Origin of the sequence: Alteromonas stellipolaris (assembly GCF_001562115.1) — a bacterium.
Lineage (GTDB): Bacteria > Pseudomonadota > Gammaproteobacteria > Enterobacterales > Alteromonadaceae > Alteromonas > Alteromonas stellipolaris.
The window spans coordinates 2,570,319-2,596,805 of record NZ_CP013926.1; the positions used below are offsets into that span (position 1 = coordinate 2,570,319).

Genomic DNA, 26,487 nt, shown 5'->3' on the forward strand with positions numbered 1-26,487 from the left:
GAGCTAGCCTAACGCGACATCAACATCGAACAACGTAGCCGCTTCTTCAGCTGTCGCGCCCACAGAACCGGTATTAATGGACGTAACGCTATCAATACCTGATAACACAGTGACCTCAGTTGCATTAGCAAAGAAATGAGCACTGCGAATTTTCGCCCATGGAATAGCGCCCCCTAAGGAAAGAACAATAGCAATAACGTTAGTGGTTCTAAGCCATACCAAAGGCATTACACCCACATTAGAATTAAACTGCGCCACGTTTGGTATTTCACTATTTTCATAAATATGATTGCGAATAAGGGCGGTATAAAAGCTAGATGAAATGGCAAAAGCAATAAGGTACATGCCGATCAGAGCGAGCATCACTAAAGGTGCGCCGTCTTCTAACGTTTCAATAAGGCTACTAAAGCCAAAACCCATTGCACTAGCACCAACGATAAACACTGCCACGACTATACCCACAGCGCCAAGTGAAGCAAGATAATAAGATCCCGTGCTCAATTTCGTAGTAAATCTACTGTCACCGAAAGCAGATTCGTCAACTAGGTATTCGTCTATCTTCTTAAGCGCCCATGGCAACATTAAATACAAGGTAAACATGCTAACGATAGGCAATACTACGAAAACCACAAACGCGCCACCAAAGCCACCATTGAATTTAAATCGAACATTTCGATAGCCCGTCATACGCATACTGAAACGCTGACCAAGCACTATCATAAAGGGCGTGAGTAGCATTAAAGCCAACACCATGACTGCGCCTGCAATAGGACTTACTGCACTTAAAATGAAATAACTAGCAAATAAACACACCGCAATAATACGGCCTTTTAAAATTTGTAATGGATTCGCTAGATAGGAAAACCGATGACCGTCAATTTCAGTATTTCCATAAAAATATCGATTGGTTCTTACTTTTGCCCACGCAGAATAGATACCCAGTGTCACAATACTAAGCAATAGGTTCACAATCCAAATAGAAAAGAATTCCGACGCTTTACCATGAAAGGTAACCTTACCTTTTCTTAAAACACTTGCGGTAGATACTGTGGAGGAAGTTTCTGTGGAAGGATTTCCTGATGATTGAAACTTCACAATTCGCTCTTCTAACTCTTGCGCCCGTTCTGGGTGCTCAATTTCGTCAATTGTGGCGCGAGCTTGCTTCAATTCTTCCAATGAATACGTTGAGTAATCAATATTTGATGACATACATCCCTCTTATTATTAATCATTTCCATATGCTTAAAGCATTACCAATGCTAAACATACGCAACATTTGCTATGGGGGCAATGTTTTACAGGCATAAAAAAAGCACCCTAGGGTGCTTTTTTCATTAAAAACTTAAGCTTATCGACGTAGGCCAAGACGCTTAATTAGGTCAAGATAACGCTCAGCGTTCTTGCCTTTAAGGTAGTCTAGAAGCTTACGACGCTGGCTAACCATACGTAGAAGACCGCGACGTGAGTGGTGGTCTTTCTTATGATCAGCAAAATGGCCTTGAAGCTTGTTGATGTTGTGAGTTAACAACGCAACTTGAACTTCAGGTGAACCAGTATCACCTTCTTTTACGCCATAATCAGCAATGATTGTTGCAGTTTCGTCTTTAGTTAGTGACATAACATTCTCCTAAATTATGTCCGGCCGATCACTAATTCAGCCAGACGGAATGAAGCGCGTATTATAATGACAGCGCGCGAGTTAGCAAGGGAAAGTGTAAACTTTATTGGTTGTACACAACCCGTCTTTTGGGATTCACAAAAATATCGCCATTAGACCCCACTTGGTCTTTTGGATCTTGAACGCCTTCACCTACACCTAAAAACAAACCTTGTTCATTTTCTCCAAAATAAACTCGGTAAGGCTGGCCGACAACTAATGCTTCGCTACAAGTGCCTTTAACACTTTGACCATTATCAAAACGCTGTTTTTCAGCATCGTTAATGCAGACCAAAGGCAGTCTACTGACCGCAGTGTCCATAGGTATCATAAAGGCATCAAGTGCGGCAAAGTCGCCCTCATCTAATGCTTCTTGAGTAGCAATTAGCGTATCAAGAGATACCATTTTATCCGTTGGGTAATCGGCCACTTCAGTGCGATGCAAGCGTGTGACATAAGCGCCGCACTCAAGGATTTGACCAATATCGTCTACTAACGAGCGAATATAAGTGCCTTTGCTGCATTTAACGCGCATATCCACTTCTGGCAACGCAATTCGCGTGACTTCAAGTTCAAATATTTCGATGTCTCTGGCTTCACGCTCAACTGTTATCCCCTGACGAGCATAGTGATAAAGAGGCTTACCTTGGTGTTTTAGCGCCGAAAACATGGAAGGCACTTGTTTGCTCTTCCCTAAGAATTGCAAACACGTGTTTCGAACCGTTTCTTCATCCACCGTCACCGGCTTTTCTTCAACGACTTCACCATCTGCATCAGAGGTAGTAGTACGAATACCTAAGGTTGCGGTCACTTCATAGGTTTTCTCTGCGTCTAATAGAAACTGAGAAAACTTAGTGGCTTCACCTAAACATAAAGGCAACATACCACTGGCTAATGGGTCTAGTGCGCCAGTATGACCACCTTTTGAAGCTTTGAACAACCAACGTACTTTTTGAAGAAGTTGGTTTGAAGAGCCGCCTAATGGCTTATCTAGCAATACTATGCCGTTAATATCACGGCCTTTACGACGCCTTGCCATTTATTCCTTCTCTTCTGACTCGTCGGTATCTCGTTTAGCGTCATCTGCCGCAACGGTTTGCGATACCAAGTTAGAAATGCGCATTCCTTCGATAATTGATTTATCTTCAAAGAAATGAAGGTGCGGCACAGAGCGCATGCGTAAACGCTTAGCCAAGATACTACGAATAAACGGCTGAAACTCGGCCAGCTGTTTTATTTGTCTCTTGCCTTCTTCTTCTGTGCTGTTATAGATAGTCACATAAATTTTAGCGTGGGCTAAATCTCGAGTTACATCTACATCAGACACGGTAATCAGCGGCATATCGCCTACGCGGTGTTTGTATTCATTTTGCAGAATGCTAGCCACTTCTTTATGAACTTGCTGCGACACTCTGTCGGTACGTGAAAATTCACGAGCCATAACTTTCTCCTGTCTTTAAATCAGCGATTGTTGCCAGTCACTCAGGCTTTTAAATCTAAGCCGTTTTAAGGTATAGCCTATTAAAGCTTAGCCTATAAACAACAAGGTCTCTTTTTGAAAAGTGACAGACAAAAACGGGGGCTTGTGCCCCCGCTTTAATTATACTGATTTAGTTAGGCAATTAGATTTCGCGTTTAACTTCAACGATTTCGAAGACTTCGATTTGGTCTCCAACTTTTACATCGTTGTAGTTCTTAACGCCGATACCACATTCCATACCGTTACGTACATCTTGTACGTCATCTTTGAAGCGACGTAGAGATTCTAGTTCACCTTCATAGATTACTACGTTTTCACGAAGTACACGGATTGGATTGCTACGCTTAACCACACCTTCTGTAACCATACAACCAGCGATAGCACCAAGCTTAGGCGATTTAAATACATCACGCACTTCAGCCAGACCAATAATTTCTTGTCTGAATTCTGGCGCAAGCATACCGCTCATTGCTGCTTTCACTTCGTCGATTAGGCTATAGATAACGCTGTAGTAACGTAAATCAATTTCTTCAGCTTCTAATACGCGGCGTGCAGTTGCATCGGCACGAACGTTAAAGCCAAGTACGATAGCGCCAGAAGCCGCTGCCAATGTTGCATCAGTTTCAGTGATTCCACCTACGCCGCTACCAACAATATTCACTTTAACTTCTGCCGTTGATAGTTTAATCAACGACTCAGCAATCGCTTCTACAGAACCTTGTACATCAGCTTTAAGTACAATGTTAAGTTCGCTAACGTCGCCTGCTTCCATGTTCGCGAACATGTTTTCAAGCTTGGCTTTTTGCTGACGAGCTAGTTTAAGCTCACGCTTCTTCTGATGACGCTTAGCCGCTACTTCACGCGCTTTACGCTCATCTTTAACAACTGCTGCATCTTCACCGGCTACTGGAACACCAGATAGACCTAGTACTTCAACAGGTGTAGATGGACCTGCTAGCTTAAGCTCTTGACCATGCTCATCGCGCATTGCACGAACACGTCCGTACTCTTCGCCACATAGCAGGATATCACCGGCTTTCAACTCACCTTCTTGGATAAGTACTGAAGCCACTGGACCACGACCTTTATCAAGACGTGATTCAATAACGATACCGCGACCTGGACCTTTAGCTACCGCTTGTAAATCTAGTAACTCAGCTTGAAGATTAATGGCTTCTAGAAGACCATCAACGCCCATACCGGTTTTAGCAGAAACGTTACAGAACTGGTGCTCACCGCCCCACTCTTCTGAAATAACTTCCAATTGAGAAAGCTCTGTTTTAACTCGATCTGGATCGGCTGACTCTTTATCCATCTTGTTCACGGCAATGATTAACGGCACGCCTGCTGCACGAGCATGTTGAACCGCTTCTTTTGTTTGTGGCATTACGCCATCATCTGCCGCAACAACCAAGATAACGATATCTGTAGCTGTTGCTCCACGAGCACGCATTGCAGTAAACGCGGCGTGTCCAGGAGTATCTAAGAAGGTAATTTCGCCATTATCAGTTTGTACTTTGTAAGCACCGATATGCTGAGTAATACCACCCGCTTCACCGTCTGCCACTTTCGCGCGACGAATGTAATCAAGTAGTGATGTCTTACCATGGTCTACGTGACCCATAATAGTTACAACAGGTGCACGTGACGTTTTATCACCACCTGTGCCATCATCAGCTAACAATTCTTCTTCAAGCGCGTTGTCGTTAACCAGTTCAAATTTATGACCCATTTCTTCAACAACAAGTACTGCTGTGTCTTGGTCAAGAACTTGGTTAATGGTCGCCATCTCACCCATTTTCATCATGGTTTTGATAACTTCATTCGACTTAATCGCTAACTTGCTAGCAAGTTCGCCAACAGTGATAGTTTCACCTAGCTTAACGATACGCTCTACTGGCTGAGCTGGCTTGTTGAAGCCTTGCTTCAAGTGCTCACCCGCATTACGCTTAGACTTTCTGCGACGACGTGAAGAACGCTCAACTTGGGCGTCTTGCTCGTCTTCTGCTTCTTGAGCATAACGGTTTGAATGTAAGTGAACTTCTTCAGCTTCCGCTTTCTTACGTGCTTCAGCTTCTTCTTTCCAACGACGCTCGTTTTCTTCTGCTAATTTACGTGCTTCATCAGCCGCTTTCTTAGCATCTTCTTCAAGCTTCTTCTGCGCTTCTTCTTCTTGCGCTTTACGAAGACGTTCTTCTTCCTGACGAGCAGCTTCCTGAGCGGCTTTTTCTTCAGCCGACATTTCAGGCTCGTCTTTTTTGCGTGCTTCAGCGTCTTTCTTAGCTTGCTCAACGCGACGTGCACGTTCTTCTTCAGCAGCTTTTCTTGACTCTTCCGCTTTACGCGCTTTTTCTTCAGCAGCTTGTTTTGCTTCAGCAGCAGCTTTTTCTTCTGCTTCACGTTTCAAACGTGCTTCTTCAGCTAACTTCGCTTCTTCTTCCGCTTGACGTTGTTGCTCTTCAGCATCAGTACGCTTAACGTATGTACGCTTCTTACGTACTTCAACTTTAACTTCTTTAGACTTGCCTACGCTAATAGTACTGGTTGTCTTGCGTTTAAGTGTCATGCGCTGTGGTTCGGACGCGCTGCCGTGTTGCTTACTTAAATGATCCAACAGTTTCTTTTTCTCTTCTTCAGTAACCTGAGCGCCGGCATTCTTTGTAATACCCGCGTCTTTAAACTGGCCAACCAATCGGTCAACGGTCGTACCAATGTCGCTGGCGAGCTTTTCAATAGATACATCTGCCATTACGTATTATTCCCCCTGTTGACCTTTACTCTTCATTGAACCAAACGATATTACGTGCTGCCATAATCAGCGCACCCGCAGTAGCTTCGTCTAGTTCATCAATATCACTAATTTCATCTGTGCCTTGCTCGGCCAGTTCTTCAAGGTCGGTAATGCCGCGGCTGGCCAACACATAGGCCACGTGCTTACTCATTCCTTCAAGGCCTAGTAAGGCTTCGGTAGGCTCTGCGCCTTCAAGCGATTCTTCGTTTGCTAATGCACGGGTCGTAAGGAATGCACGTGCACGATTACGCAATTCTTCAACGGTATCTTCATCAAGTCCGTCAATGGCAAGAAGCTCGCTTGCTGGCACGTATGCCACTTCTTCCAATGTGGTGAAACCTTCATCAACCAACATAGCCGCAAACTCTTCGTCTACATCTAAGCCAGCGGTAAAGATGTTCAACACCTTCGCGTTTTCTTCTTCATGTTTCTTGTTCAGATCTTCTACTGTCATCACGTTCAATTCCCAACCAGTTAACTGGCTAGCAAGGCGAACGTTTTGACCGCTACGACCGATTGCCTGAGCAAGGTTGTCAGCTTCTACTGCTACATCCATCATGTGACTGTCTTCGTCCACAACAATAGAGGCAACTTCTGCAGGGGCCATGGCGTTAATAACAAACTGTGCAGAGTTTTCATCCCACAATACGATATCAACACGCTCACCACCCAATTCGCCCGATACTGCTTGTACGCGTGAACCACGCATACCCACACACGCACCAACTGGATCTAAGCGTTTGTCGTTAGTTTTAACGGCAATTTTTGCACGGGAACCCGGATCACGAGCCGCCGCTTTAATTTCTAGTGTTTCTTCAGCAATTTCCGGTACTTCAAGTCTGAATAGCTCTACAAGCATGTCAGGGTGAGTACGGCTGATAAACAACTGAGCGCCACGTGCTTCAGGGCGAATTACATATAGTAAGCCGCGAACACGGTCGCCTGGTCTGAAGGTTTCACGAGGAAGCATATCGTCACGGTAGATAACACCTTCGGCGTTATTACCTAAATCGATGATAATGTTGTCGCGATTTACTTTCTTAACCGTACCGGTTACCAACTCGCCGACTTTATCTTCGTATTCTGCAATCATTTGCGCGCGTTCAGCTTCACGTACTTTTTGTACGATAACTTGTTTCGCGGTCTGCGTAGTTATGCGGTCAAATTTAATAGATTCAATCTGATCTTCCACATAATCGCCTAATTGAAGCTCAGGCTCTTCTACTTGTGCAGCAGAAAGGGTGATTTCTGCGAACGGGTTCTCTTGTTCCTGATCATCAGGAATAATTAACCAACGACGGAATGTGTCGAAGTCACCAGAGGTTCTGTCGATACTTACTCGTACTTCAATATCGCCTTCATTTTTCTTTTTGGTGGCACTGGCTATTGCAAATTCCAGCGCTTCAAAAATCTTCTCTCTAGGCACTTGTTTTTCATTTGAAACGGCTTCCGCCACTAACAAAATTTCTTTATTCATTTTAGCCTCACTCAAGCTTTCGTCGATGAAAGCATTGCTGTTCCGTTATTCGAATGTGGGAACAACGTTACCTTTTTCGATATTCGCCACAGCTAACTGGAACTGCTGGCCATCCACTTCAATACTGACTACGCCATTGTCGCAAGCCAATACTTTGCCTTTAAAGTTACGTCTGTCGTCCATCGGCATAGATAAACGAACCTGAACAACTTCACCTACAGAATCAACATAATGCTTTTCTTTGAAAAGCGGTCTATCCATACCTGGTGAAGATACTTCTAGGTTGTACTCTGTGCTAATTGGATCTTCAACATCCAATATCGCACTCACTTGATGACTTACATCTGCACAATTATCTACGGAGATACCGTTTTCATGATCAATAAAAACGCGAAGAATTGAATGTTTCCCCGCTCGTACAAATTCGATCCCAACCAATTCAAACCCCAAAGCTTCTACACCTGGGTTAAGCATTTCGGTTAGTTTCTCTTCAAGTTTTGCCAATGCAAACCTCCAAAAACGAAAAAAGGGCCTTAAGCCCACCTGTCATCACCTAGCTCAGCTAGGCTGACTCCAGGGTCTAATACAACAAAAAGCCCCGGACTAGCGGGGCTTTTATTAAAATTCTGAACCCAAATTTGTCAAAAAGACAAATGCAAACACATGGGTAAAAAACACCGGTAGGTGATAGTTTGCTGAGAATGGAAGCGTTACTTTCCTAAACACTGAGGGAGCCCGCTACCATCACTTAATAAGCGCATTATACTGATTGACGTCACATTAAGCAACAGCACTCGACTATTAGTTAGTAGTCCATGATTTATAGCACAGACTCTATTAGTCTTTGTCTAGTCTTCGTCTTTCCACTTTTCTTTTATTACTAATATCTGAGGTAATTTTGCCATCAGCAAATCAATTAGCGTCGGATCGAAATGCTTGCCCTTCTGACTTTCCATAAAGGCTAATGTTTTGTCTACGCTCCACGGCTCTTTGTAAGGCCGTCTGCTGGTAAGCGCATCGAATACATCCGCCACGGCACAAATTCTTCCCTCAATAGGAATGTCTTCACCTGCTAGTCCGTTCGGGTAGCCACTACCATCCCATTTTTCATGATGAGTCAGTGATACCGACTTGGCTACCACCAACAATGCAGAATCGCATTCCCCTAAAATTTCAGCACCAATTTCAGGGTGGGTCTTCATTATTGCAAACTCTTCGTCTGTCAATTTACCCGGCTTCAACATGATACTATCGGAAATACCAATTTTACCTATATCGTGCATAGGCGCTGCGTGCAGTAATATTTCAGCTTGTTCATCACTAAACCCGTAAGCGAGTGCCAATTCTTTTGAGTAATGACTCATGCGTAACACGTGCATGCCGGTTTCGTTGTCTTTATATTCAGCTGCACGGCCTAAGCGCTGTACCACTTGCAATCGAGTACGCATAAGTTCATCAGACTGCACTAACGATAAATGGGTTTTAACTCTGGCTTTTACCACCGGTGGTGAAATGGGTTTAGTAATATAATCAACTGCCCCAACCTCAAAACCCTCTGCTTCATCGTGCTCATCATTTAACGCAGTAACGAATATAACTGGAATATGACGTGTATCGTCTTGACCTTTTAATATTCTACATACCTCGAAGCCTGTAAGTCCTGGCATCATAATATCTAGCAAAATAAGTTGAGGTTGACGCTGCGAGGTTAATCTAATCGCCTCTTCACCGTTCTTGGCAAAAATGAGTTGGTAGTCTGCAGCTAACAGTTGCTTTAAGACTCTCAAATTTACTGGCTCATCATCAACCAGTAACAAGGTAGGCTTTTCAATAGTTCTAAGCATTATTGCGTTTCAGTCTCTGTGGCCAACGTATCAATAAGCTCGACGAGCTGCGCTTCGGCACGTTCGAACTCAAAATCATCAATATCCATAATAATGGAGGCTATGGTGTCTTTGTATTCACCACCAGCAAGCGCTTTAACTTCTTGTAATTCATCTTCATCAAGCATGTTCTGCTCAACACTCCGTTTCAGTTTAGTTAGGTGCTCTAACAACACAGTGTAGTTAACATCTTGCTTAACGTGCACCGTTTTGGTCTCGTGAGTGCCTTGTAGCCATGTAATCACTTCATTGAATGATTTTTTAAGTATTTGTACTGTTGAAATATCTAATTCACCAGCATGTGCATTTTTCTCAATATCTCGGCAAACTGACATCAGAGGGTTTAAACATAGGTTTCCGGCAACGCCTTTAATGCCGTGAGCCAGTGATGCTGTTTTTGCTGCATCGTTATCGAGAATTGCTGTACTTATTTGCGCAATTTTGGCTTCGTTTTCACGGGTAAATCGCGCCACTTCGTTGCGATGGGTTTGTGCGTCACCCCAAAGCATAATTGCTCGATTTACGTCTACCACTTTACTTAATTTAGGTTTTTCTGATTTATCATTATTAACAACTAATGTGGCTGATTCATCAATTTCTTTGCCCAGCACCCGTGCCATCTCTCGAGTTAGTACGGGGTAATCAATAGGCTTATTCGCAAAGCCATCCATTCCCGCATCGGTTGCGGCATGTCTATCCTGAACTAACACACTGGCTGTTAACGCGATAATTGGCATTGGAGGTAGGCCATGCTCAACCTCATATTTTCGTCTTAGTATTGATGCTTCTAGGCCATCTAATACCGGCATTTGCAAATCCATCAACACCAATTCAATACCGGGGATATTCATTTTTTCCAGTGCTTCTTGGCCATCCCGCGCCACTTCGACGGTATGCCCAGAACGGGATAATAACAAAGACAACAAATCAATATTTTGAGCGATATCATCTACGATAAGAATATGCATTGGTGGTAATTGGACAGGTTTTCCTTCTTCCATTGCCATAGGGGCTTTTGCTGGCACAAGCGGTAAGCGGAAGGTAAAAGTACTACCAACGCCAAGCTCGCTTTGCGCACAAATGTTTCCGCCCATCAATTCAACAAGCTGTTTAGAGATAGTTGTGCCTAAACCTGTGCCGCCATACTTTCTACTCATTGACGCGTCAGCTTGGGCGAATGCGTCGAATACACGATTGACCTGCTCGCTATTCATGCCAATACCCGAGTCTTTTACTTTAAAGTAGACAAAAGAGCTGTCACTGGATACTTCTAACACCACACTGCCATCGCCAGTGAATTTAACGGCATTACCAATTAAGTTATTAAGCACCTGCCTAATACGCTCTGGAACACCATTGTAGGCCTCGCGAACTTCGCTCCCCACTTGAACTTCTAATGAAATTCTTTTGCGCTTGGCTTCAAGCCAAAATGTAGAAATCACGGTATCGACTTCTTCGCGAATTATGAAGTCGCGATAATCTAAATCGAGTTTGCCTTTATCTAACTTAGCGCTATCAAGAATATCGTTTAACAGGTGCAGCAGTGAACGTGCAGAGCGATTTACCGTGGTAAGGTGACCGTGCTGTTCTGGCGGCATTTTTTCTGCAAGCATTAAATCACTGAAACCAATAATGGCATTCATTGGCGTTCTTATTTCATGGCTCATATTGGCAAGAAAGTTTGTGCGAGCAGCGGCAGCCTGCTCTGCTCTTTCTTTTGCCGCTTTAAGTTCTTCTTCCATTTCCCTTCGGGCGGTAATATCAGAAATAAAGCCATCTAAATAAATAGTGTTGCCTTGCTCATCAAGGACATGAACACCATGTTCGGTCACCCATCGAATATCACCCGCTTTATTAATAATACGGTACTCAATACTGAATGCTTTATGGGCAGCCACTTCTGCTTCTACGCGCGCCACATCATCGGGGTGACAAAGGGAACCAAACGTAATTTTAGGGTGTGGCAAAATAAAATCATCTGCGGCATATCCCGTTATCTCGCTTACTGCTTGGCTGATAAACTCCATGGGCCAATTAGGCTCATTCAAGCAACGATAAGCCATACCTGGGATATTAGAAATAAAACTTCTGAACTTAGCTTCACTTTCACGCAGCGCATCTTCCATTGCTTTGCGTTTTCTTAAGTCAGAGAAAAAACCAACGAATAAGGCCTTACCATCTACCTTGGTATACCCAATCCCAACCCGAACAGGGATATATTCGCCACCTTTGCCAACAATGACCACCTCTCGGCTGGTTCCAATTATTTGCTCAGTCGGTACTGATTTTTGTTCAAAGAAATCACTGCTGTAAATTGATTTTTTGTCATCTGGCGCCAGTATTTTGCCTTGTTGACCAATAAGTTCCTCCGGTGAATATCCTGTCACCGCAGTGACTGCCGGGTTAGCGGTTTTAATAATGCCGGTACTGTCTACTGTAATAATGGCATCTACCGCAATATCCGTAATAGCCCGCTGAATTCGTTCGCTCTCGATAGCACGTGAACTGACATCTTTGTACTTAAACAACAAGGTAATACCCAGCACTAATGCAATGAGCGTAACCGTAACCATTGCAATTGAAAGTGCTAGATAAATTGATATTTCAGAAGGCTGTGAAGTAAATTCCATCCCTGGCGGCATAACAAATCTGGCTGCTAACATTCCCGTGTAATGCATACCTGCTATGGCAAGGCCCATTACAATACTTGCAATTAAAGCATCCCTTCCCAAGCTCGACTTTTTTATCCCCACAGCACTTAGGCCAAATTTGATCCATAGGGCCAGCATCGCGAGGCAAACTGCGACAACAATTGAGAGTATAAATAATGAAGGGCTGTAGCGAAGTAAAGGCGACATTTCCATAGCCGCCATACCGCTGTAGTGCATGGTGCCGATGCCTGACCCCACAAGCACGCCGCCAGTTAATATTTCGGTGAATGAAATGGTAGGCTTTGTCATGAGGTAAAGCGCTACCCAAGCCGCGGCTATGCCCGGTAATGCAGACGCTAAGGTTATCCCTACGTCATAGGAAACGGCGGTGCACAACTCAAAGGCGAGCATACCCAAAAAGTGCATGGCCCATATCCCGCCCCCCATGGCGATACTACCCGCACTGAGTAAGGTGTATTTTCTGAATTTATTAGTAGAAACGGCGGCCTGAGTGGCGACGTTAAATGCCATAAATGACGCAAAAATAGCAATCGTTAACGATAGTGCTACTAAGCCAAAGTCATAACTTCCATCGAGCAAGGTGACCTCTTGCCCTATCGTAAAATATTCTTGAATCATACTACCCAAAAGCGCGCATTTCGAAGCGAAGGAAATTTAAGAATTATCAAATATACCAAGGGTATATTTCTTCTTTTTCTATTATTAGGGTTACTTTTACCATTTTACGTTCACTAATTAAATATGCGCTGTAAATTAAATTGGCCAAGCGTGTGCCGGCAATCCCGCTTAAGAGCCAGGCATATATATGAGCTTTGGCAATTAAGCGAAAGCTACCACCTTTGGTGCATGCAAAGGCTTTACTGAGAAATTTAGGATGGTCTGTATTGACAACAAAACAGGGGGTTAGCGTGAAGACATATAATGAAGTGAAGTAATTAAGAAATGAAAATCAAGAAGCTGTGCTTTAGAAACAAAAAACCCCGGCATAAGCCAGGGTTATAATGTGGTTGCGGGAGCAGGATTTGAACCTACGACCTTCGGGTTATGAGCCCGACGAGCTACCAGACTGCTCCATCCCGCGTCTGTACATTTAACTGCTTGCCTCTATACTTAGACAACTCAGTATTTAAATCGTTTAATTTTCTGTGGTTGCGGGAGCAGGATTTGAACCTACGACCTTCGGGTTATGAGCCCGACGAGCTACCAGACTGCTCCATCCCGCGCCAGAAAATAACGTTGTTGGCTTGAGGTGTTTGATGCCTCCCTTCAACGTGGGGCGTATTATACATACGCACTTTTGTAACACAAGGACTTATTACTTAATTATTTCACTTTTCTGACTGAACGCTTTAATTTTAATCGTTACGTTCAATCGGCAAACAATTCAAGGTTAATAATTAAACGTTTAGGGTTTAAAGCTTTCCATTTTTGTTGCCAGTTTAAAATCTAATTCGCTTAAACCACCCACATCATGCGTCGTTAATTTCACTTCAACGCGGTTATAAACATTAAACCATTCCGGATGATGCTTTAATTTCTCTGCCCAGATAGCAATTTGTGACATCCAACCGAATGCCCGAATGAAACTTTTAAAGGTAAATGTCTTTTCAATCGCATTATCGCTTAATGTCCACCGTTCGTTTTCCTCAAGCCCTTCATTTAACATATTGAGATTTTCTTGGATTTCTTCACGGGTTAATATTGTACTCATATAGGCCTCCTTCGCTTATAGTAAACAATGTAACCAATACGCTTTGTGAATTCAGCTTTTTAGATAAGAAAGTGTCATAGTAAAAATGCAGATGTTGGCGAGAATTCTTTACATAAAAAAGCGGCCTATGGGATGCGCATTTTCATGAACACTTAACATAGGCCGCTAGGTTTGTTTGGTTAAGAAGATTGAGTTTTAAAACTCTACCGCTAACCGTGCATAAATTTGACGCCCACGGGGGTCATGCACTTTTGAATCAAAACCACTATTGGTAAACAACTGAGGAGGATCTTCATCAAATAAGTTCAATCCGCCTACAGTGACAACATAACTTTGTTCCGTTTCAAATAGCGAACCTAAGTCGATGTTGTACTGAGCATCTACTGTGACATGGCTATCTACTTCGTATAAACCATTTGTACAGGCACCTAAGTTTGTAGTGCCATCTGAGCAGTTTTGGTCATCATCGTACGAAGAAATGTAACGAACAAATAAGTTAGCCGCGTGAATGTCGTTTTTCCACGCAAGACCGAAGTTCATTCTAAGTTCAGGTGAAGAAACCCCGATATTGTTGAAGTTTCTGCGCCCTGCCCCGTCAATATTACCCGCTTGTGGATCCATCAGGTCATATTTCATCGTGTAGGTACCGTTTAAAGATGGCGTGAAACTACCAAACTCAGTGTCAATCTTGTAACTAGTCACAAAATCGATACCCGACGTTTCCATCTCACTTGCATTCACGTAAGTGTTGTTAACTTGTAACACAGGGCCATTTAACGGGTCGCCAGCACGAATAATGCGGTCGGTATCGGTAGGGTCAAGATTTAATACTGCTTGCGCATTTTCCTGAATGATTAAATCTTTGAACTCAAAGTTCCAGTAATCAAGCTCAATAGAGAAATCTCTGAAAGGTTCGTATGAAAAACCAATATTATATGCGGTAGATTCTTCTGGTTTTAGATCTTCGTTACCTGAGGTTCTTACTGCAACAAACGCTGTAGCCCCTTGTACTGGGTCGATAAGCTGTTGTAGAGACGTAGCGCCACCTTGTGCTAAGAACACGGTAGGTGCTCTGAACGATGTAGACACCGAACCCCGTAGTGAAAACTCATCGGTAGCGCGATAGGACACAGCAAGTTTAGGGTCTACTGTGCTACCAATGCTACCGCCGTAGTCTTCATAACGAACGGCAAGTTGAACGTCTAAATCTTCACTTAATGGTAAAGCAAGTTCACCAAAGGCAGCCCATACGTCTTGGCTTCCATCAATATCTGGATTACCTATAACGAAGGTGAAGCTGTCTTGGTTAGCCAAATCATCATAATCTTGGCTTAACTGCTCTTCGCGATATTGCACACCTACTGCTAACGCGGCAAACCCACTACTCATTTCAAAGATATCGAATGAAGTAAATGCTTCGAACACTTCAAGATCAGCTTTTGAATCTATGATTTCTGTGCCGGTGAACGAATCAACCACGTAATCAGAGTTAGGTGCTGACGAATAAGAAGTAGCAAAAGGATTGAAGAATTCACAATTTCCTTCGCCTGGTGTTCCTGCAATAGGATCACATGCCGAGCCACCTAAACCATATAGGGCAAGCTGGAACTCAGTGTTTAGCACATCAGGTACTTTGAATAAGAAATCATTCACTGCACGGGTATAACTCACCTCCCAGAAGCCGCTGTCAGTCACACCTTGTAAGTTGGTGCTGAATCTAAAAGTGTCTGATTCTGTGTTTGCCGGATCGCCATCGAAGCCATTTCCTTCAGCACGGCCAAAGAAGGCAACAGACTGACCAAATGGATTTTGAGGGTGGTAATCAGGAACAATCGGTGATGTTAAAATAGGGAAACTTGGCGCCCCGCCACGTTCAGCGCGGTTACGCGCCATACTAAGCTCAGCTGTCCATGTAATGTCATTAGCAAACTCATAGTCTGCTCTTACATAAGAATTAATTCGACTTTCATCGGCAACATAAGAATAGAACTTACCAAAATCGAAGCCGCAAAATCCAACTTCTAGTCCAGGAATTGTGCCACTAGGGGCAAGTAAGTTTGGTGCACCACCAAACTCCTCACACCCGTATGGGTCTATGATAGGTAACGCCCCAGCGCCTGGAATAGTAACAAAGTAGGAGGCAGGGTTACCTAACGCACTGGTGTCGTCTTCGGGGCGGCTTAAGCGTCGGTCACTTAAAAATAACGGTGAACGGTTCGTGTAGCTTATGGCTGCTAGTACGCTACCATTGTCGCCTGTTGCTCCCCATAAACCTTGAAATATATATTCTTTGTTATCACCATGGGCGCCGTCTTGATAATCTACACTGACCATCGCACCATCGTAATTACGTTTGGTAATGAAGTTAACCACCCCTGCAACCGCATCTGAACCGTATAAGGCCGATGCACCGTCTTTTACGACTTCCATTCTATCAATGGCAATCATAGGTACAAGTGAACTTGTATCTACGAAATTTAACCCTTCGTTAGTAGGTTGAGCGGTTACCACTTGGCGTTTGTTGTTTAACAATACTAAGGTAGATGCAACACCTAACCCACGTAAGTTAATGTTTGAGGTGCCGGCTGTGGCGTTTTGTGTAAAGGCATCAGGGTTGTTCTCTGCGCCAGTATTAATCGTTAATGTTTGCGTGATATCCGCTATGTTTTTAGCACCTATTGAATCGATAGCAACGCTGTCTACTACCGCTAATGGTGAAGGTGACTCAAAGTTCTCACTGCGACGAACAAAGCTCCCTGTAACGAGAATTAACTCTACATCTTTTTTACTTTTAGATTCAGCTTCAACTTCTTCGTTAGCATCTTGCGCATACGCTAAAAAAGGAGAACAAAATAAGGCAGAACTGACTAAGGCAGCTACTGCAGTCTTACGCGTTTTAAATTTCATAGTGTGATTCCAAATCTGGGCGCATCACTACCGGTAAAACCCACACTTTTCCGCTAGCAACAGGCTGGACGATTTCTCATTGTTATTGTGAAAGGTCAATGAACAATCTTTGACCTGCAATATTGATGTTAAGCGTCATCACATAGTTTGTAAATTTATTGTGAATAATATATTTACATTAATTTTACACATGGTCAGACCACATGAACTTTTGTCTAACACCTATAAAATTCATTTAGTTATTGCGTAGTTATTTCCCACTCTTGTATTTTTTGCTTATCAATTTTTCACCGCCAAAAACAACCGATTTAATTTTCGCTTACAAAACAAAAGATTAAAGCAAAACCATGACGGAATAAATCTTGAATAGACACTGCATATTGTTTGCTAAATGAAAGAGTTCTATGGATTTTCCGAATATTGATGACTTTTACCAACTGATAAACCAGAAGCTTGAGGGTTGGATCGAGAGCGGAATTAAGCACTTACCCAACTTTGTAGTAGCAATATTAATCGCTATTGTTTTCGGAATACTGGCAAAAGTAGTCGGAAATATTGTCGGAAAGGTAATGCGAAGAGCATTCGAGTCTCGACAAATCGCCAAATTACTTACCTCTATTATTAAGTCGCTCATTATTATCTTCGGTATTTTCATTGCGCTGGATTTTGTTGGCCTTAAGGGAACGGTTACTTCATTACTTGCCGGTGCAGGTATTGTGGGTTTGGCCATCGGCTTTGCTTTTCAAGATATGACGGAAAACCTTATTGCGGGAATTGCGATGGGTATTCGTAAACCATTCGAAATCGGTGATGTGGTTAAAGCTGAGGGGGTTTTCGGTACGGTAGAGGAAATTAACCTGCGAAACACCTTGGTATCTACCTTTTACGGGCAACGTGAAATCATTCCCAATAAAATTCTCTTTAGAAATATCTTAACTAATTACTCAGTGGAAGGTATTAGACGTATTGAGGTTCCTGTTGGCATTTCCTATGCCGATGACATTGAAAAAGCCGCCGAAGTCATTACCGACGCTATGAATGAAAAAGACTATGTAATAAAGAAAGACGAAACGGCGGTTTACGCAGCGTCATTTGGTGATTCTAGTATTAATCTATTGCTTTGGTTTTGGATACGTTACCCAGGCGACCCCGGCTTTATGGTGGTACGCCACGAAGCGATATGCACTGTTAAACGTGTATTGGAAGAAAACGATATCTTAATTCCCTTCCCTATTCGTACATTGGATTTTAATTCAAAGGGAAGCGATAACCTTAACAATATGCTTGAAAAGCAAGAGACCACATTAGAAACCGAATCTAGTCCAACTCGCAGTTCTGGCGATCAACCAGATGCGGATGGCGAAGCAAGTGATGAGTAAAGCATCAAAGTAACATTGATTATTAAACCAGGAGATATGCCATGAAAAAGTCAGTTTTGTCGTCATTTTTAACATCGAAATTACTTAGAGGTAGTTTCACTGCCCTGTTGTTTTCATCTGCTGTAGTAGGTATGAATGGCTGTGCAACGGTAGAAGGTGCGGGAGAAGACATTCAAAGCGCTGGTGAAGCGATTGAAGAAGGTGCTGAAGACGCATCTAATTAATTTCACACGAATATTCTATTTAGGCCACGCTGTAGACACCTATAGTCGTGGCTTACAATACAAATGCTTAATGCCAGTTAACGTCTTTCTATCGCTGGAATTTCAATATAGGCATCTGGATCTGACGCCTTTAACGCTTCCAGTTTACTCTTTCTTTTTGCTCTTTCGTCAATGGTTTCTCCAAAAACCTGTAAGTGTAAGTCAGCGATAAGCGCCTGACCTTCGCCTTTGCTTATTACCCCAAGAAGCTCGCCTGCATGCATAAACCCTTGCACCCGGTATTTATCTGCATCTACGTTTTTTCCCTCTTTACTTGCGTTGTACAAACTAACAAGCTGAGTAGTACAAGCCTCCAGGAACTTAGTCGTTTCTTCTTCGTTATTCATCGCAGCGCTCCTTACTATTAATTTGTTATTGCCTCTAGATGAGCTTTCAGTTGCCCTTCTTGTCAGCATCCCTTGCTTAGAGTTTACCTATTTAAGTAATAAAAGTGGAATGACTAATTTATCTGTTTTATGTGCATTTCAACTAAAGTTCATTGGTAAGCTTTTAATATCTTACCTACGATTTAGGGAGTGTTAGAAACGTTTTTCTAGGAATACACCATAAAGAGTAGTGAGCACACCATGCGATTACAAATAGCTACAGGATTGATTACAGCCTTGGCATTTGCCCCTACTGTTGCTGCAAAAGGAAATGCTCATCATTGGCAAACGTCACCTCATCATCTTTCCGCCCTTGTAGGCACAACGTATACAGAAGAGTGCGGTAATGCGTTTACCCTAGGTATTGATTATGAATACCGTATTAGCGATTTCTTGGGGCTTGGCTTCGTTGCCGAATATGCATTTGAAGATTTAGACGCCTACACGTATTTATTGGTTGCGGACCTTCACATTACTAACCGCTTTATCGCCCAGATTGGCCCCGGGGTAGAATTTCACGGTAGCCATAAAATGGAAGTTGCACGATTAGGTTTTTTATATGAGTTCGAGATATCTGGTATTACGGTCTCGCCGCAACTGCACTATGACTATCATAGAAACCATGAAAGCGCTGTGGTTGCCGGTCTTGCAATTGGTATGTCTTTTTAACGATTTGAAGATGAAAATATAAAAATAAAAGAAAAACCGATTTGCACTAACTTAGTGCAGTTGTTTGGCGTTGAATCAAACAACTTCCCAGCTTACTTCTTCGCGGCCTAACACTGACACTCCTTTCAAGTGAAATCACAAACATGCCGCGACTACCCGTGTTGAAAGGCCTATAGTAATAACAATCAACGACTTTGAGGATAATAATAAACCCCGATGCTCTTAATTACTCTCTAGATTCAATTGAGCAAACTTGGCTGGAACGTTATTTGCTGCATGTAAGTGTGTATATTCACGCATTGATTTCAAATCGGTCTTGGTGTGAATGACTTCGTCGCGTATTTGTATGTTATTGGTCAAGGGATAGCCATGCCAGAAGTTGACTTTGCAGGCTTACTGTTAGTGCCTGAATTAGTTATCACCTTTACTGTGATAATTGCGAACCTTTTTATGTTCTTAATTAAGCGCATCTTTCTACGAAAGTTTTTGTTGCTTACCGATCGCACCTCACATTTCTACGACTCGTTACTGGCACACTCTTTAAACCTGCCCCTCACTATCCTTATTTTCGTCATCGATATTTGGATTTTAAACTGGCTGTTCGACAAGTACGGTATTGTAAACGCGTCCTATGCGAGCTCAATTTCCCTTGCGTCTAAAATATTACTGATCACTGCCGCTATTCTTTTCTTAAATCGTTTTGCTGTTGGGTTACTTGCCAATCAAACACAGCGCTCAGATTCACTTAGAAGTAGCACGGGCATTATTAAAGGCATAGTGAAAGGCCTTATCGTAGGTATTGGTATATTAATAATGTTGGGTACGTTAGGCATTTCAATTACCCCTATTATCGCGTCGTTAGGTATCACATCGCTTGCCGTTGCGCTCGCCCTTCAACCCACTCTAGAGAACTTCTTTTCAGGGGTACAACTGGTTATGGACAAGCCTATTAGAGTAGGCGACTTCATTGAATTAGAGAGTAAAGAGCAAGGTTTTGTAGAGCGTATTGGTTGGCGCTCCACGTGGATAAAAATGTTACCCAACAACACTATTATTGTACCAAATAGTGTATTAGCTGAATCTAAGATAATTAATTATTTCTACCCGAGTAAAGAGTTATCAGTACCGGTTGATGTAGGTGTACATTATAACTCTGATCTTGAGCACGTAGAGAAAGTCACCCTTGAGGTAGCCAAAGAAATATTGGTTTCCCATGAATGGGGAATTGACGATTACGATACCTTCGTGGTGTACCACACTTTTGATAATTCCAGCATCAATTTCACGGTGATGTTGAGAGCAAAAGAGTACTTCCATCGCTTCTTTATAAAATCAGCATTCATAAAGGCATTACATAAGCGATATGCCGCAGAAGGTATTATTATTCCCTATCCAATACGCGCCATTAATACCGAACAAGAGAGCCCGCGTATTGACGTTCAAACTACCAACATCCCTAACAACGCAGGCGAGCCTCCTAGCCAGTAGAGTACACAGTAAAAATATAGTGTACTCACAGCGAATTTATTACTCGCTAGGTTGCATTACTGCCAACATAAGAAAAGTCCCCACCAGTGCTGGTTTGCCTGACGAGGACAGCACGCAGCTTGATTCCATTTTAAATAGTTTACCAGCAGGTTTATTGACGACTTCTACCAATTTGAAGTGATATTTGATTGCATCGCCTGATTTCACGGGCTCCAAAAAACGTAATGAATCGATACCATAGTTAATGGTTGATGCAATTTCGTCAGATGCAGCAAGTACACCTTCAAAGGCCTTAGGCATAACCGACGCGGTGAGAAAGCCATGCGCAATAGTAGTTCTAAATGGGCTCTCTTTTTTACACCGTTCAGTATCAAGGTGTATCCATTGATAGTCACCCGTAGCTTCAGCAAATTGATTAATCATATCTTGCGAAATGGTGAGCCATTCAGCTTGTTCAAGGGTTTCCCCAACCTCTAAGTCGATGAGTGTTTTCATATTTTTTGACCAATGGTAGTTAATTTAAGACGAACAGTACTATTGATGTATTGAATATTTCAATTAACTTTTAATAATAGGTATTTATAAATAACCTTGTTACAATAAGGTAAAAATAATATTAACCAAAGAATTCGCCAGTTACTTTTTGGTATTTTCATACTGGCACTCGCCAGACAAGGATTGCGCAATGAATCTTAATAGAATTGATTTAAACCTCTTCGCCGTATTCGACGCCATATATACTGCGGGAAGCCTAACAAAAGCAGCTGATGTATTGTGTATTACACAACCTGCGGTGAGTAATTCACTGGCTCGTTTACGGGAAATGCTGAACGACCCATTGTTCGTAAGAACCGGTCATAGCATGACACCCACCCCGGTTGCACAGAATATTATTGTACCTGCGAGACAAGCCTTAGCCTTGTTAAGAAAAAGCGTGCAAGAGAGTCACACGTTTGACCCTTTAACTGCAGAAAAGGCATTTAACTTTGCTAGCAGAGATTTGCTAGAAGTTAGCATAATGCCAAGGCTGGTTTCGCGGTTACAAAACCTAGCGCCCAATATTAGCCTAACTAATTACGAAATTCCTCGTAGTCAGATCGTATCTGCGATGGCCAGCGGTACCTTAGATTTCTTCGCCGATGCGTCCACATTTAGCGATCCGCATTTATGCAAAGAAAAAATAGCGCAAGACAGATTTGTGGTTTTAGCACGAAAGAACCACCCTGCGTTAAAGAACGGTTTAGATTTAGACACCTTTTTACGCTTAGGTCACATTAATGTGTCGCAACGTAAATCAGGTGCCGGCCCTATTGATGTAGCACTAGATAGAATGGGTAAACGCCGTAAAGAAGTTATGCGAAGCCAACACTTTTTAACTGTGCCCAGTACAATTGTGAAAACCGACCTTATAGCTTGTTTGCCATTTCATCTAGCTAAACACTACGACTTAGCCATTTATGAATTACCTTTCGACCTACCTACCGTAGAGTACTTCTTATATTGGCACGTAAGTGCAGATCACGATTACGCCCATATGTGGATGCGTGAGCAGATTATGGAAGTGTCGAGCCACTTTAAAAGCCATTAACGTTTACTCGTTATTCCCTAAGGCACACCTCTTCTAGTGGTGTGCCTTTTTTTTTGCGCTTACCCTTTCAACGCCACTTAGATATTAAACTGTATACCTTAGTATTAGACCAAGGCTTTCTAACCTCAAAAATTTTGCGTTTAATAGAACCCAACGAACGAACATACTTTTAAATTAAACCGAGGAATTGACCATGTTGAAAATCGTTAAAACTTCGCTAGTTATCGCAGCAACTTTGGGTGTATCTGGCATGGCGCAAGCCAACGTAAACGAAGCATTAGCAAACATTTGTACTATCGTACAAGCAGATGATAAAGGTGAGCTACGCAAGAAAATGCGTTCTGTAGAATCAGATTATCGCCTTAAACTAAAAGATTATTATTCGGGTGTTAGCTGTAGCGGCAACAGCCTGATACGTACAGCAATGCTGAGCAACGCTGTAGAAGCAGGTTCACTGCTAGTTAAAAAGATGCCAAAGAGTGATTTATCAGCACCAGAAACAGACGGTAAGACGTTGCAAGCATGGGTTGCTGAGAATGGTTTGGAAGGTAACGAAATTGCCACAGTCTTGAGCGGAAGATTATAAGCAGTCTTGAGCGGAAGATTATAAGCAGCCCTGAGCGGACGTTTATAAATAAAAAATTCACATACCATGTGAAAAGATTCAACATGGTTGCAGAGTAATCTGCACTTAAAGAGGCGACCACAAGGTCGCCTCTTTTCTTTGTATCTACTAGACGAGCGCTGGCTCGCTTGGTGCACTTGTTAGCGATTTAGCTATTTCTAAAATAGACTCACCGTTATAAATTCGGCTCAAGTAGCCTTGATATACAGGCGTGAAGCCTGCCTCATCACTTAAATCACCGAAAACACTGGTCACTTTCAAGAAAGACAAAGCATCATCTTGGTAACGTGAAGCAGCGTTGTGCAATTCATCAGCAAGTTGATCTTGAATAACGAGCGGCGTACCTTTTTGCGACGTGCGTTTATCTGAATAGAAACTCCACGCTGCAAGTATTAGGGCACTAATATCAACTTTTCCACCATTTGCTAAGTTCTCACGAATGGTAGGTAACAAAAACACAGGAATTTTTGCTGAGCTTTCCAAACAAATTCTGGACAGTGAATCTTTAATGTACGGATTTGCAAATCGTGCTAGTAAAATATTTTTGTAATCGTGAACATCAATACCTGCAACCGGATCTAGGGTTGGCATTACTTCATCTACCATGAAGGTTGCTAGCAGAGAACGAAGTTCCGTTTGGGCTACACTTTCATGAATTGTATCAAGCCCGGCAAGTGAACCCGTTAACCCCAACACAGAGTGACCCGCGTTTAGCATTCTTAGCTTCAATTTTTCATAAGGTGCCACATTGTCTACAAACTGTGCACCAACATCTTCAAACGCTGGGCGTTCATTGCAAAATTTATCAGCAATAATCCATTGAGCGAACGGTTCGCATACTACAGGCCAGCTGTCTTCAATACCTGATTCAACTAATGCCGCTTTGTCTTCATCAGTCGTTGCAGGAGTAATACGATCGACCATTGAATTAGGAAAGCTTACGTTTTCCTCAACCCAATTAGCAAAATCGGTATCCGCAAGACGAACATAAGACAACAACATGGCTTTGAGTACATCACCATTATGTTGAATGTTATCGCACGACATCACCGTAAAAGGTGCGATGCCCATTTCTTTACGCTTTTTAAGTGCTGCCGTTAAATAGCCAAACACTAATTTTGGCGATTCTGGATTGGCTAAATCGTGCTGAACGTCAGGATTTTGTGCAATAAATTCGCCTGTAGTGGGGTCGAAGTTATACCCACCTTCAGTGATAGTCAGCGAAACAATTTTAATTGCCTCGGACGCCATTTTATCAATAATGGCAATGGGGCTATCGCCCGCAATTAAAAAGTCGGTAAGGGCACCAATTACACGGGCTTTACGTTCACCATTTGCGTGCTTTTCTACCAATGTATAAAGGTAGTCTTGCTCTTTTAAAAGTGATTGCATATGACGGTCAGCTTCACGCAGCCCTACCCCACATATACCCCATGAAGTGTCACCTGTTACGTTCATATACGCATCTACGTACATGGCTTCGTGGGCACGGTGGAAGCCGCCCACGCCAACATGAACAATACCGGCTTCTACACGAGATACATCGTACTGAGGTACAGCGATGCTCTCATCAAGAGAAGATAACGCAGTACGGTTCAAACGCATATTAGTTGCTGGTTGCATAAAAAACCTCTATTTCGCAAGTGCTTTGTGGCGACGCATTGACCAGTAAGCAGTAGTAAAGTAAATAATTGTGCATACGAAAGCCAAGTTAAAGAACATCTCTCTGTTACTTTCGTAATTGGCTACATCTGGGCTTAACGAGAAGGCATTAATGGCTAATAACGTCGTCACCAATAAGCTACCCCAAGACACAACTTTTAGTAATTTCGATAACATTGACGTGTCTATTGCAGGTGTTGGAATCTCAGCGCCTTGACGCTCCTGCTGAATTTCAACTTCTTTATCGAAAGCATCCATTTCTGCTTTTTCTTCAACGTATTGACGCTTTGCACCATACTTTGCTGCCAACAAGGTGTAGACAATAATGGTGAATATCCACGTTGGAATAAACAGGTAATAGAATGAAATAACATCCAATGCATTAAGACCAAATCCAAATACAAGCCCTAATCCCCAGGTCGCTACTGCAGGTGTGCTGTGGGTTAAGTTTTGGAAATGTGCCCAATAACGAGTGTAACCAATACGCGGGAAGATGACGTGTTCAGCGAATACAATACCGCCAACAGGAACTACTAATAATCCAGCATAGGTTAATAAGGGAAGCAGTTTAGTAAATACGAATGGGAAACACGCGATAACAACGGTAACCATGCCTACTGTGGCGGTGGTTTTAATTCGAGATTTATCTTTAAAAATAGCTTGAGCTGCTAAGCCCGCGCGGTACAAGTTAGCATTCGCGGTTGTCCAACCAGCAACAATAACAATGACCAACCCTGATAGACCTAATGCGTGGAAGGCGACATCACCTGGGTCTAATTCTGTAATAGATTTTTGGACGATAATAGCAGTACCTGCCCCCATAATACCTGCAGAAATCCATGCCACATAGTGACCGAAAAGCATACCAGCAGAAGTAGTAAGGCCGTAAACTTTACGTTTAGCAAAACGAAGCATAGCCATATCAATCAAACCAAAATGGGTGATTGTATTTGCTGCCCAAGAGAAGCCAATAACTTCGAGTAAGCCAATACCCTGTTCACCAGAGGGGGTTAAACCAGTCCATACCGACACAGATCCTATGTGCATGAAGTCAGCCCAACTTGTTAAGAATGTTTGACCAATTACTGCATCAGCCAATGCTGGCATTAGCACTAATGGACCACACACAAACATAGTGAATAACCAAGGTGCGCAAATACGAGAAAAATCAGACACCGCATTGAAGCCGTACATGGCGACAAACACCACGATGACGCCAACCGCTGCAACAACACCTACAAACGCCAGGTTCGTTGGATACCAATCAAGTTGGGCGGGAATATTCAATGCGAACCTGACCGCCGTAGCTGATACGGTTATCATTGCGGCAGATATAACGGTAAATATGATGACGTTGGCCCAGTTATAGAGCTTGGTCATCGAATCACCCGCAATTTTATGCAAGTAAGTATATAAACTTAGGCGTGTATCTACGGCGATGGGCGTAGTGATTAGCGTCCAACTAAGTACCGCTAATATATTACCGATAAGTAAACCAAACAGAATGTCGGTCATGGTTGCGCCTAAGGCAACAAAGGTAGCACCAAACACAAACTCGGTGGCTGCAACGTGCTCACCAGCATAAAGTCCCATGAAGTGCTTCCAGCCCTTCAATTGGTGTTTTGCAACTGGGAGTTGCTCGTCACCTATCTGTGCAATGTCGACATTGCTTGAATCTGTTTTCATTTTCTATCTCGCTACTTTATTCACCGCTTTGGTATGTCCAAAGTGCATTTTACTGCTAGCTACCAAAACTACACTTGTTATGAATATTATTATCAGTACGTTAACACTCATAAAACGACGCCTTCACCCAAAACATAATTGGAAATTTTTAGGTTTGGCTCAG

The 26,487-nt window shown here is 42.8% G+C and carries 21 protein-coding genes and 2 tRNA genes; 6 read left to right on the plus strand and 17 right to left on the minus strand.

The genetic code is table 11. The annotated features are described in order from the left end of the window. Positions 1–3 precede the first annotated feature (3 nt). From AVL57_RS10880 to AVL57_RS10940, 13 genes are all read right to left on the minus strand, one after another. Positions 4–1,209 carry a YjgN family protein gene (locus AVL57_RS10880; protein WP_057791455.1) on the minus strand — a complete coding sequence of 402 codons (1,206 nt, stop codon included), beginning with the start codon at positions 1,207–1,209 and terminating at the stop codon, positions 4–6. A gap of 139 nt (positions 1,210–1,348) precedes the next feature. Continuing rightward, positions 1,349–1,618: a 30S ribosomal protein S15 gene (gene rpsO / locus AVL57_RS10885; protein WP_013783816.1), complete on the minus strand. Its 270-nt coding sequence runs from the start codon at positions 1,616–1,618 to the stop codon at positions 1,349–1,351. Positions 1,619–1,721: 103 nt separating this feature from the next. Then, complete coding sequence (gene truB, locus AVL57_RS10890; protein ID WP_057791453.1) at positions 1,722–2,696, minus strand: tRNA pseudouridine(55) synthase TruB; 975 nt, start codon at positions 2,694–2,696, stop codon at positions 1,722–1,724. After that, on the minus strand, positions 2,697–3,098 hold the full coding sequence (gene rbfA / locus AVL57_RS10895) for a 30S ribosome-binding factor RbfA (RefSeq protein WP_013783814.1): 402 nt from the start codon (positions 3,096–3,098) through the stop codon (positions 2,697–2,699). It abuts the gene before it with no gap. A 181-nt stretch (positions 3,099–3,279) separates the two neighbouring features. Next, positions 3,280–5,886 carry a translation initiation factor IF-2 gene (infB, locus tag AVL57_RS10900; protein ID WP_057791451.1) on the minus strand — a complete coding sequence of 869 codons (2,607 nt, stop codon included), beginning with the start codon at positions 5,884–5,886 and terminating at the stop codon, positions 3,280–3,282. Between the two features lie 25 nt (positions 5,887–5,911). Beyond that, positions 5,912–7,405 (minus strand): transcription termination factor NusA, encoded by a 1,494-nt coding sequence (gene nusA / locus AVL57_RS10905; RefSeq protein ID WP_013783812.1) that lies wholly within the window; start codon positions 7,403–7,405, stop codon positions 5,912–5,914. Between the two features lie 45 nt (positions 7,406–7,450). Beyond that, positions 7,451–7,909 (minus strand): ribosome maturation factor RimP, encoded by a 459-nt coding sequence (rimP, locus tag AVL57_RS10910; protein WP_013783811.1) that lies wholly within the window; start codon positions 7,907–7,909, stop codon positions 7,451–7,453. A gap of 344 nt (positions 7,910–8,253) precedes the next feature. After that, positions 8,254–9,249: a response regulator gene (locus AVL57_RS10915; protein WP_057791449.1), complete on the minus strand. Its 996-nt coding sequence runs from the start codon at positions 9,247–9,249 to the stop codon at positions 8,254–8,256. Then, positions 9,249–12,578, minus strand: a complete 3,330-nt coding sequence (locus tag AVL57_RS10920) for an MHYT domain-containing protein (RefSeq protein ID WP_057791447.1) — start codon at positions 12,576–12,578, stop codon at positions 9,249–9,251. Before AVL57_RS10920 ends, AVL57_RS10915 begins: the two co-directional genes overlap by 1 nt. A gap of 386 nt (positions 12,579–12,964) precedes the next feature. After that, positions 12,965–13,041: transfer RNA gene (locus tag AVL57_RS10925), tRNA-Met, on the minus strand. Positions 13,042–13,106: 65 nt separating this feature from the next. Further along, a tRNA-Met gene (locus AVL57_RS10930) sits at positions 13,107–13,183 on the minus strand. Between the two features lie 182 nt (positions 13,184–13,365). After that, a complete protein-coding gene (locus AVL57_RS10935; protein WP_057791445.1) occupies positions 13,366–13,671 on the minus strand; it encodes a 4a-hydroxytetrahydrobiopterin dehydratase in 306 nt (101 codons plus the stop codon). Between the two features lie 195 nt (positions 13,672–13,866). Then, positions 13,867–16,578 (minus strand): TonB-dependent receptor plug domain-containing protein, encoded by a 2,712-nt coding sequence (locus AVL57_RS10940; protein WP_057791443.1) that lies wholly within the window; start codon positions 16,576–16,578, stop codon positions 13,867–13,869. A gap of 404 nt (positions 16,579–16,982) precedes the next feature. Between AVL57_RS10940 and AVL57_RS10945 the strand changes: the two genes are divergently transcribed. Then, entirely contained in the window at positions 16,983–17,957 is a 975-nt protein-coding gene (locus tag AVL57_RS10945; protein ID WP_057791441.1) for a mechanosensitive ion channel family protein, read from the plus strand. Positions 17,958–17,998: 41 nt separating this feature from the next. Further along, positions 17,999–18,181, plus strand: coding sequence for an entericidin A/B family lipoprotein (locus tag AVL57_RS10950; RefSeq protein ID WP_057791438.1), 183 nt, complete (start codon positions 17,999–18,001; stop codon positions 18,179–18,181). A 77-nt stretch (positions 18,182–18,258) separates the two neighbouring features. Here AVL57_RS10950 and AVL57_RS10955 read toward each other — a convergent pair whose 3' ends face one another. Further along, on the minus strand, positions 18,259–18,567 hold the full coding sequence (locus tag AVL57_RS10955) for a hypothetical protein (RefSeq protein ID WP_057791435.1): 309 nt from the start codon (positions 18,565–18,567) through the stop codon (positions 18,259–18,261). A 240-nt stretch (positions 18,568–18,807) separates the two neighbouring features. Between AVL57_RS10955 and AVL57_RS10960 the strand changes: the two genes are divergently transcribed. Together AVL57_RS10960 and AVL57_RS10965 are read left to right on the plus strand one after the other, a co-directional pair. Then, positions 18,808–19,275: a hypothetical protein gene (locus AVL57_RS10960; RefSeq protein ID WP_057791433.1), complete on the plus strand. Its 468-nt coding sequence runs from the start codon at positions 18,808–18,810 to the stop codon at positions 19,273–19,275. A gap of 369 nt (positions 19,276–19,644) precedes the next feature. Continuing rightward, entirely contained in the window at positions 19,645–20,763 is a 1,119-nt protein-coding gene (locus AVL57_RS10965) for a mechanosensitive ion channel family protein (protein ID WP_197467658.1), read from the plus strand. Positions 20,764–20,802: 39 nt separating this feature from the next. On the opposite strand, the gene AVL57_RS10970 is transcribed toward AVL57_RS10965, so the two are convergent. Then, entirely contained in the window at positions 20,803–21,258 is a 456-nt protein-coding gene (locus AVL57_RS10970; RefSeq protein ID WP_057791431.1) for a MaoC family dehydratase, read from the minus strand. 190 nt (positions 21,259–21,448) lie between these two features. Between AVL57_RS10970 and AVL57_RS10975 the strand changes: the two genes are divergently transcribed. Together AVL57_RS10975 and AVL57_RS10980 are read left to right on the plus strand one after the other, a co-directional pair. Continuing rightward, the gene (locus tag AVL57_RS10975) at positions 21,449–22,351 is read left to right on the plus strand and encodes a LysR family transcriptional regulator (protein WP_013783800.1); all 903 of its coding nucleotides are present in this window, start codon (positions 21,449–21,451) and stop codon (positions 22,349–22,351) included. Positions 22,352–22,544: 193 nt separating this feature from the next. Continuing rightward, positions 22,545–22,937, plus strand: coding sequence for a DUF3718 domain-containing protein (locus tag AVL57_RS10980; RefSeq protein ID WP_013783799.1), 393 nt, complete (start codon positions 22,545–22,547; stop codon positions 22,935–22,937). 147 nt (positions 22,938–23,084) lie between these two features. Here AVL57_RS10980 and AVL57_RS10985 read toward each other — a convergent pair whose 3' ends face one another. Both AVL57_RS10985 and AVL57_RS10990 read right to left on the minus strand, forming a co-directional pair. Continuing rightward, positions 23,085–24,599 carry a mannitol dehydrogenase family protein gene (locus AVL57_RS10985; protein ID WP_057791428.1) on the minus strand — a complete coding sequence of 505 codons (1,515 nt, stop codon included), beginning with the start codon at positions 24,597–24,599 and terminating at the stop codon, positions 23,085–23,087. A gap of 9 nt (positions 24,600–24,608) precedes the next feature. Continuing rightward, positions 24,609–26,324, minus strand: coding sequence for a purine-cytosine permease family protein (locus AVL57_RS10990; RefSeq protein ID WP_057791426.1), 1,716 nt, complete (start codon positions 26,322–26,324; stop codon positions 24,609–24,611). Positions 26,325–26,487 lie beyond the last annotated feature (163 nt).

Bases quoted from the DNA above. Each gene is read 5' to 3' on its own strand.
- AVL57_RS10880 (WP_057791455.1), bottom strand. From the start codon at position 1,209: ATGTCATCAAATATTGATTACTCAACGTATTCATTGGAAGAATTGAAG.
- rpsO (WP_013783816.1), bottom strand. From the start codon at position 1,618: ATGTCACTAACTAAAGACGAAACTGCAACAATCATTGCTGATTATGGC.
- truB (WP_057791453.1), bottom strand. From the start codon at position 2,696: ATGGCAAGGCGTCGTAAAGGCCGTGATATTAACGGCATAGTATTGCTA.
- rbfA (WP_013783814.1), bottom strand. From the start codon at position 3,098: ATGGCTCGTGAATTTTCACGTACCGACAGAGTGTCGCAGCAAGTTCAT.
- infB (WP_057791451.1), bottom strand. From the start codon at position 5,886: ATGGCAGATGTATCTATTGAAAAGCTCGCCAGCGACATTGGTACGACC.
- nusA (WP_013783812.1), bottom strand. From the start codon at position 7,405: ATGAATAAAGAAATTTTGTTAGTGGCGGAAGCCGTTTCAAATGAAAAA.
- AVL57_RS10915 (WP_057791449.1), bottom strand. From the start codon at position 9,249: ATGCTTAGAACTATTGAAAAGCCTACCTTGTTACTGGTTGATGATGAG.
- AVL57_RS10920 (WP_057791447.1), bottom strand. From the start codon at position 12,578: ATGATTCAAGAATATTTTACGATAGGGCAAGAGGTCACCTTGCTCGAT.
- AVL57_RS10935 (WP_057791445.1), bottom strand. From the start codon at position 13,671: ATGAGTACAATATTAACCCGTGAAGAAATCCAAGAAAATCTCAATATG.
- AVL57_RS10940 (WP_057791443.1), bottom strand. From the start codon at position 16,578: ATGAAATTTAAAACGCGTAAGACTGCAGTAGCTGCCTTAGTCAGTTCT.
- AVL57_RS10945 (WP_057791441.1), top strand. From the start codon at position 16,983: ATGGATTTTCCGAATATTGATGACTTTTACCAACTGATAAACCAGAAG.
- AVL57_RS10950 (WP_057791438.1), top strand. From the start codon at position 17,999: ATGAAAAAGTCAGTTTTGTCGTCATTTTTAACATCGAAATTACTTAGA.
- AVL57_RS10955 (WP_057791435.1), bottom strand. From the start codon at position 18,567: ATGAATAACGAAGAAGAAACGACTAAGTTCCTGGAGGCTTGTACTACT.
- AVL57_RS10960 (WP_057791433.1), top strand. From the start codon at position 18,808: ATGCGATTACAAATAGCTACAGGATTGATTACAGCCTTGGCATTTGCC.
- AVL57_RS10965 (WP_197467658.1), top strand. From the start codon at position 19,645: ATGCCAGAAGTTGACTTTGCAGGCTTACTGTTAGTGCCTGAATTAGTT.
- AVL57_RS10970 (WP_057791431.1), bottom strand. From the start codon at position 21,258: ATGAAAACACTCATCGACTTAGAGGTTGGGGAAACCCTTGAACAAGCT.
- AVL57_RS10975 (WP_013783800.1), top strand. From the start codon at position 21,449: ATGAATCTTAATAGAATTGATTTAAACCTCTTCGCCGTATTCGACGCC.
- AVL57_RS10980 (WP_013783799.1), top strand. From the start codon at position 22,545: ATGTTGAAAATCGTTAAAACTTCGCTAGTTATCGCAGCAACTTTGGGT.
- AVL57_RS10985 (WP_057791428.1), bottom strand. From the start codon at position 24,599: ATGCAACCAGCAACTAATATGCGTTTGAACCGTACTGCGTTATCTTCT.
- AVL57_RS10990 (WP_057791426.1), bottom strand. From the start codon at position 26,324: ATGAAAACAGATTCAAGCAATGTCGACATTGCACAGATAGGTGACGAG.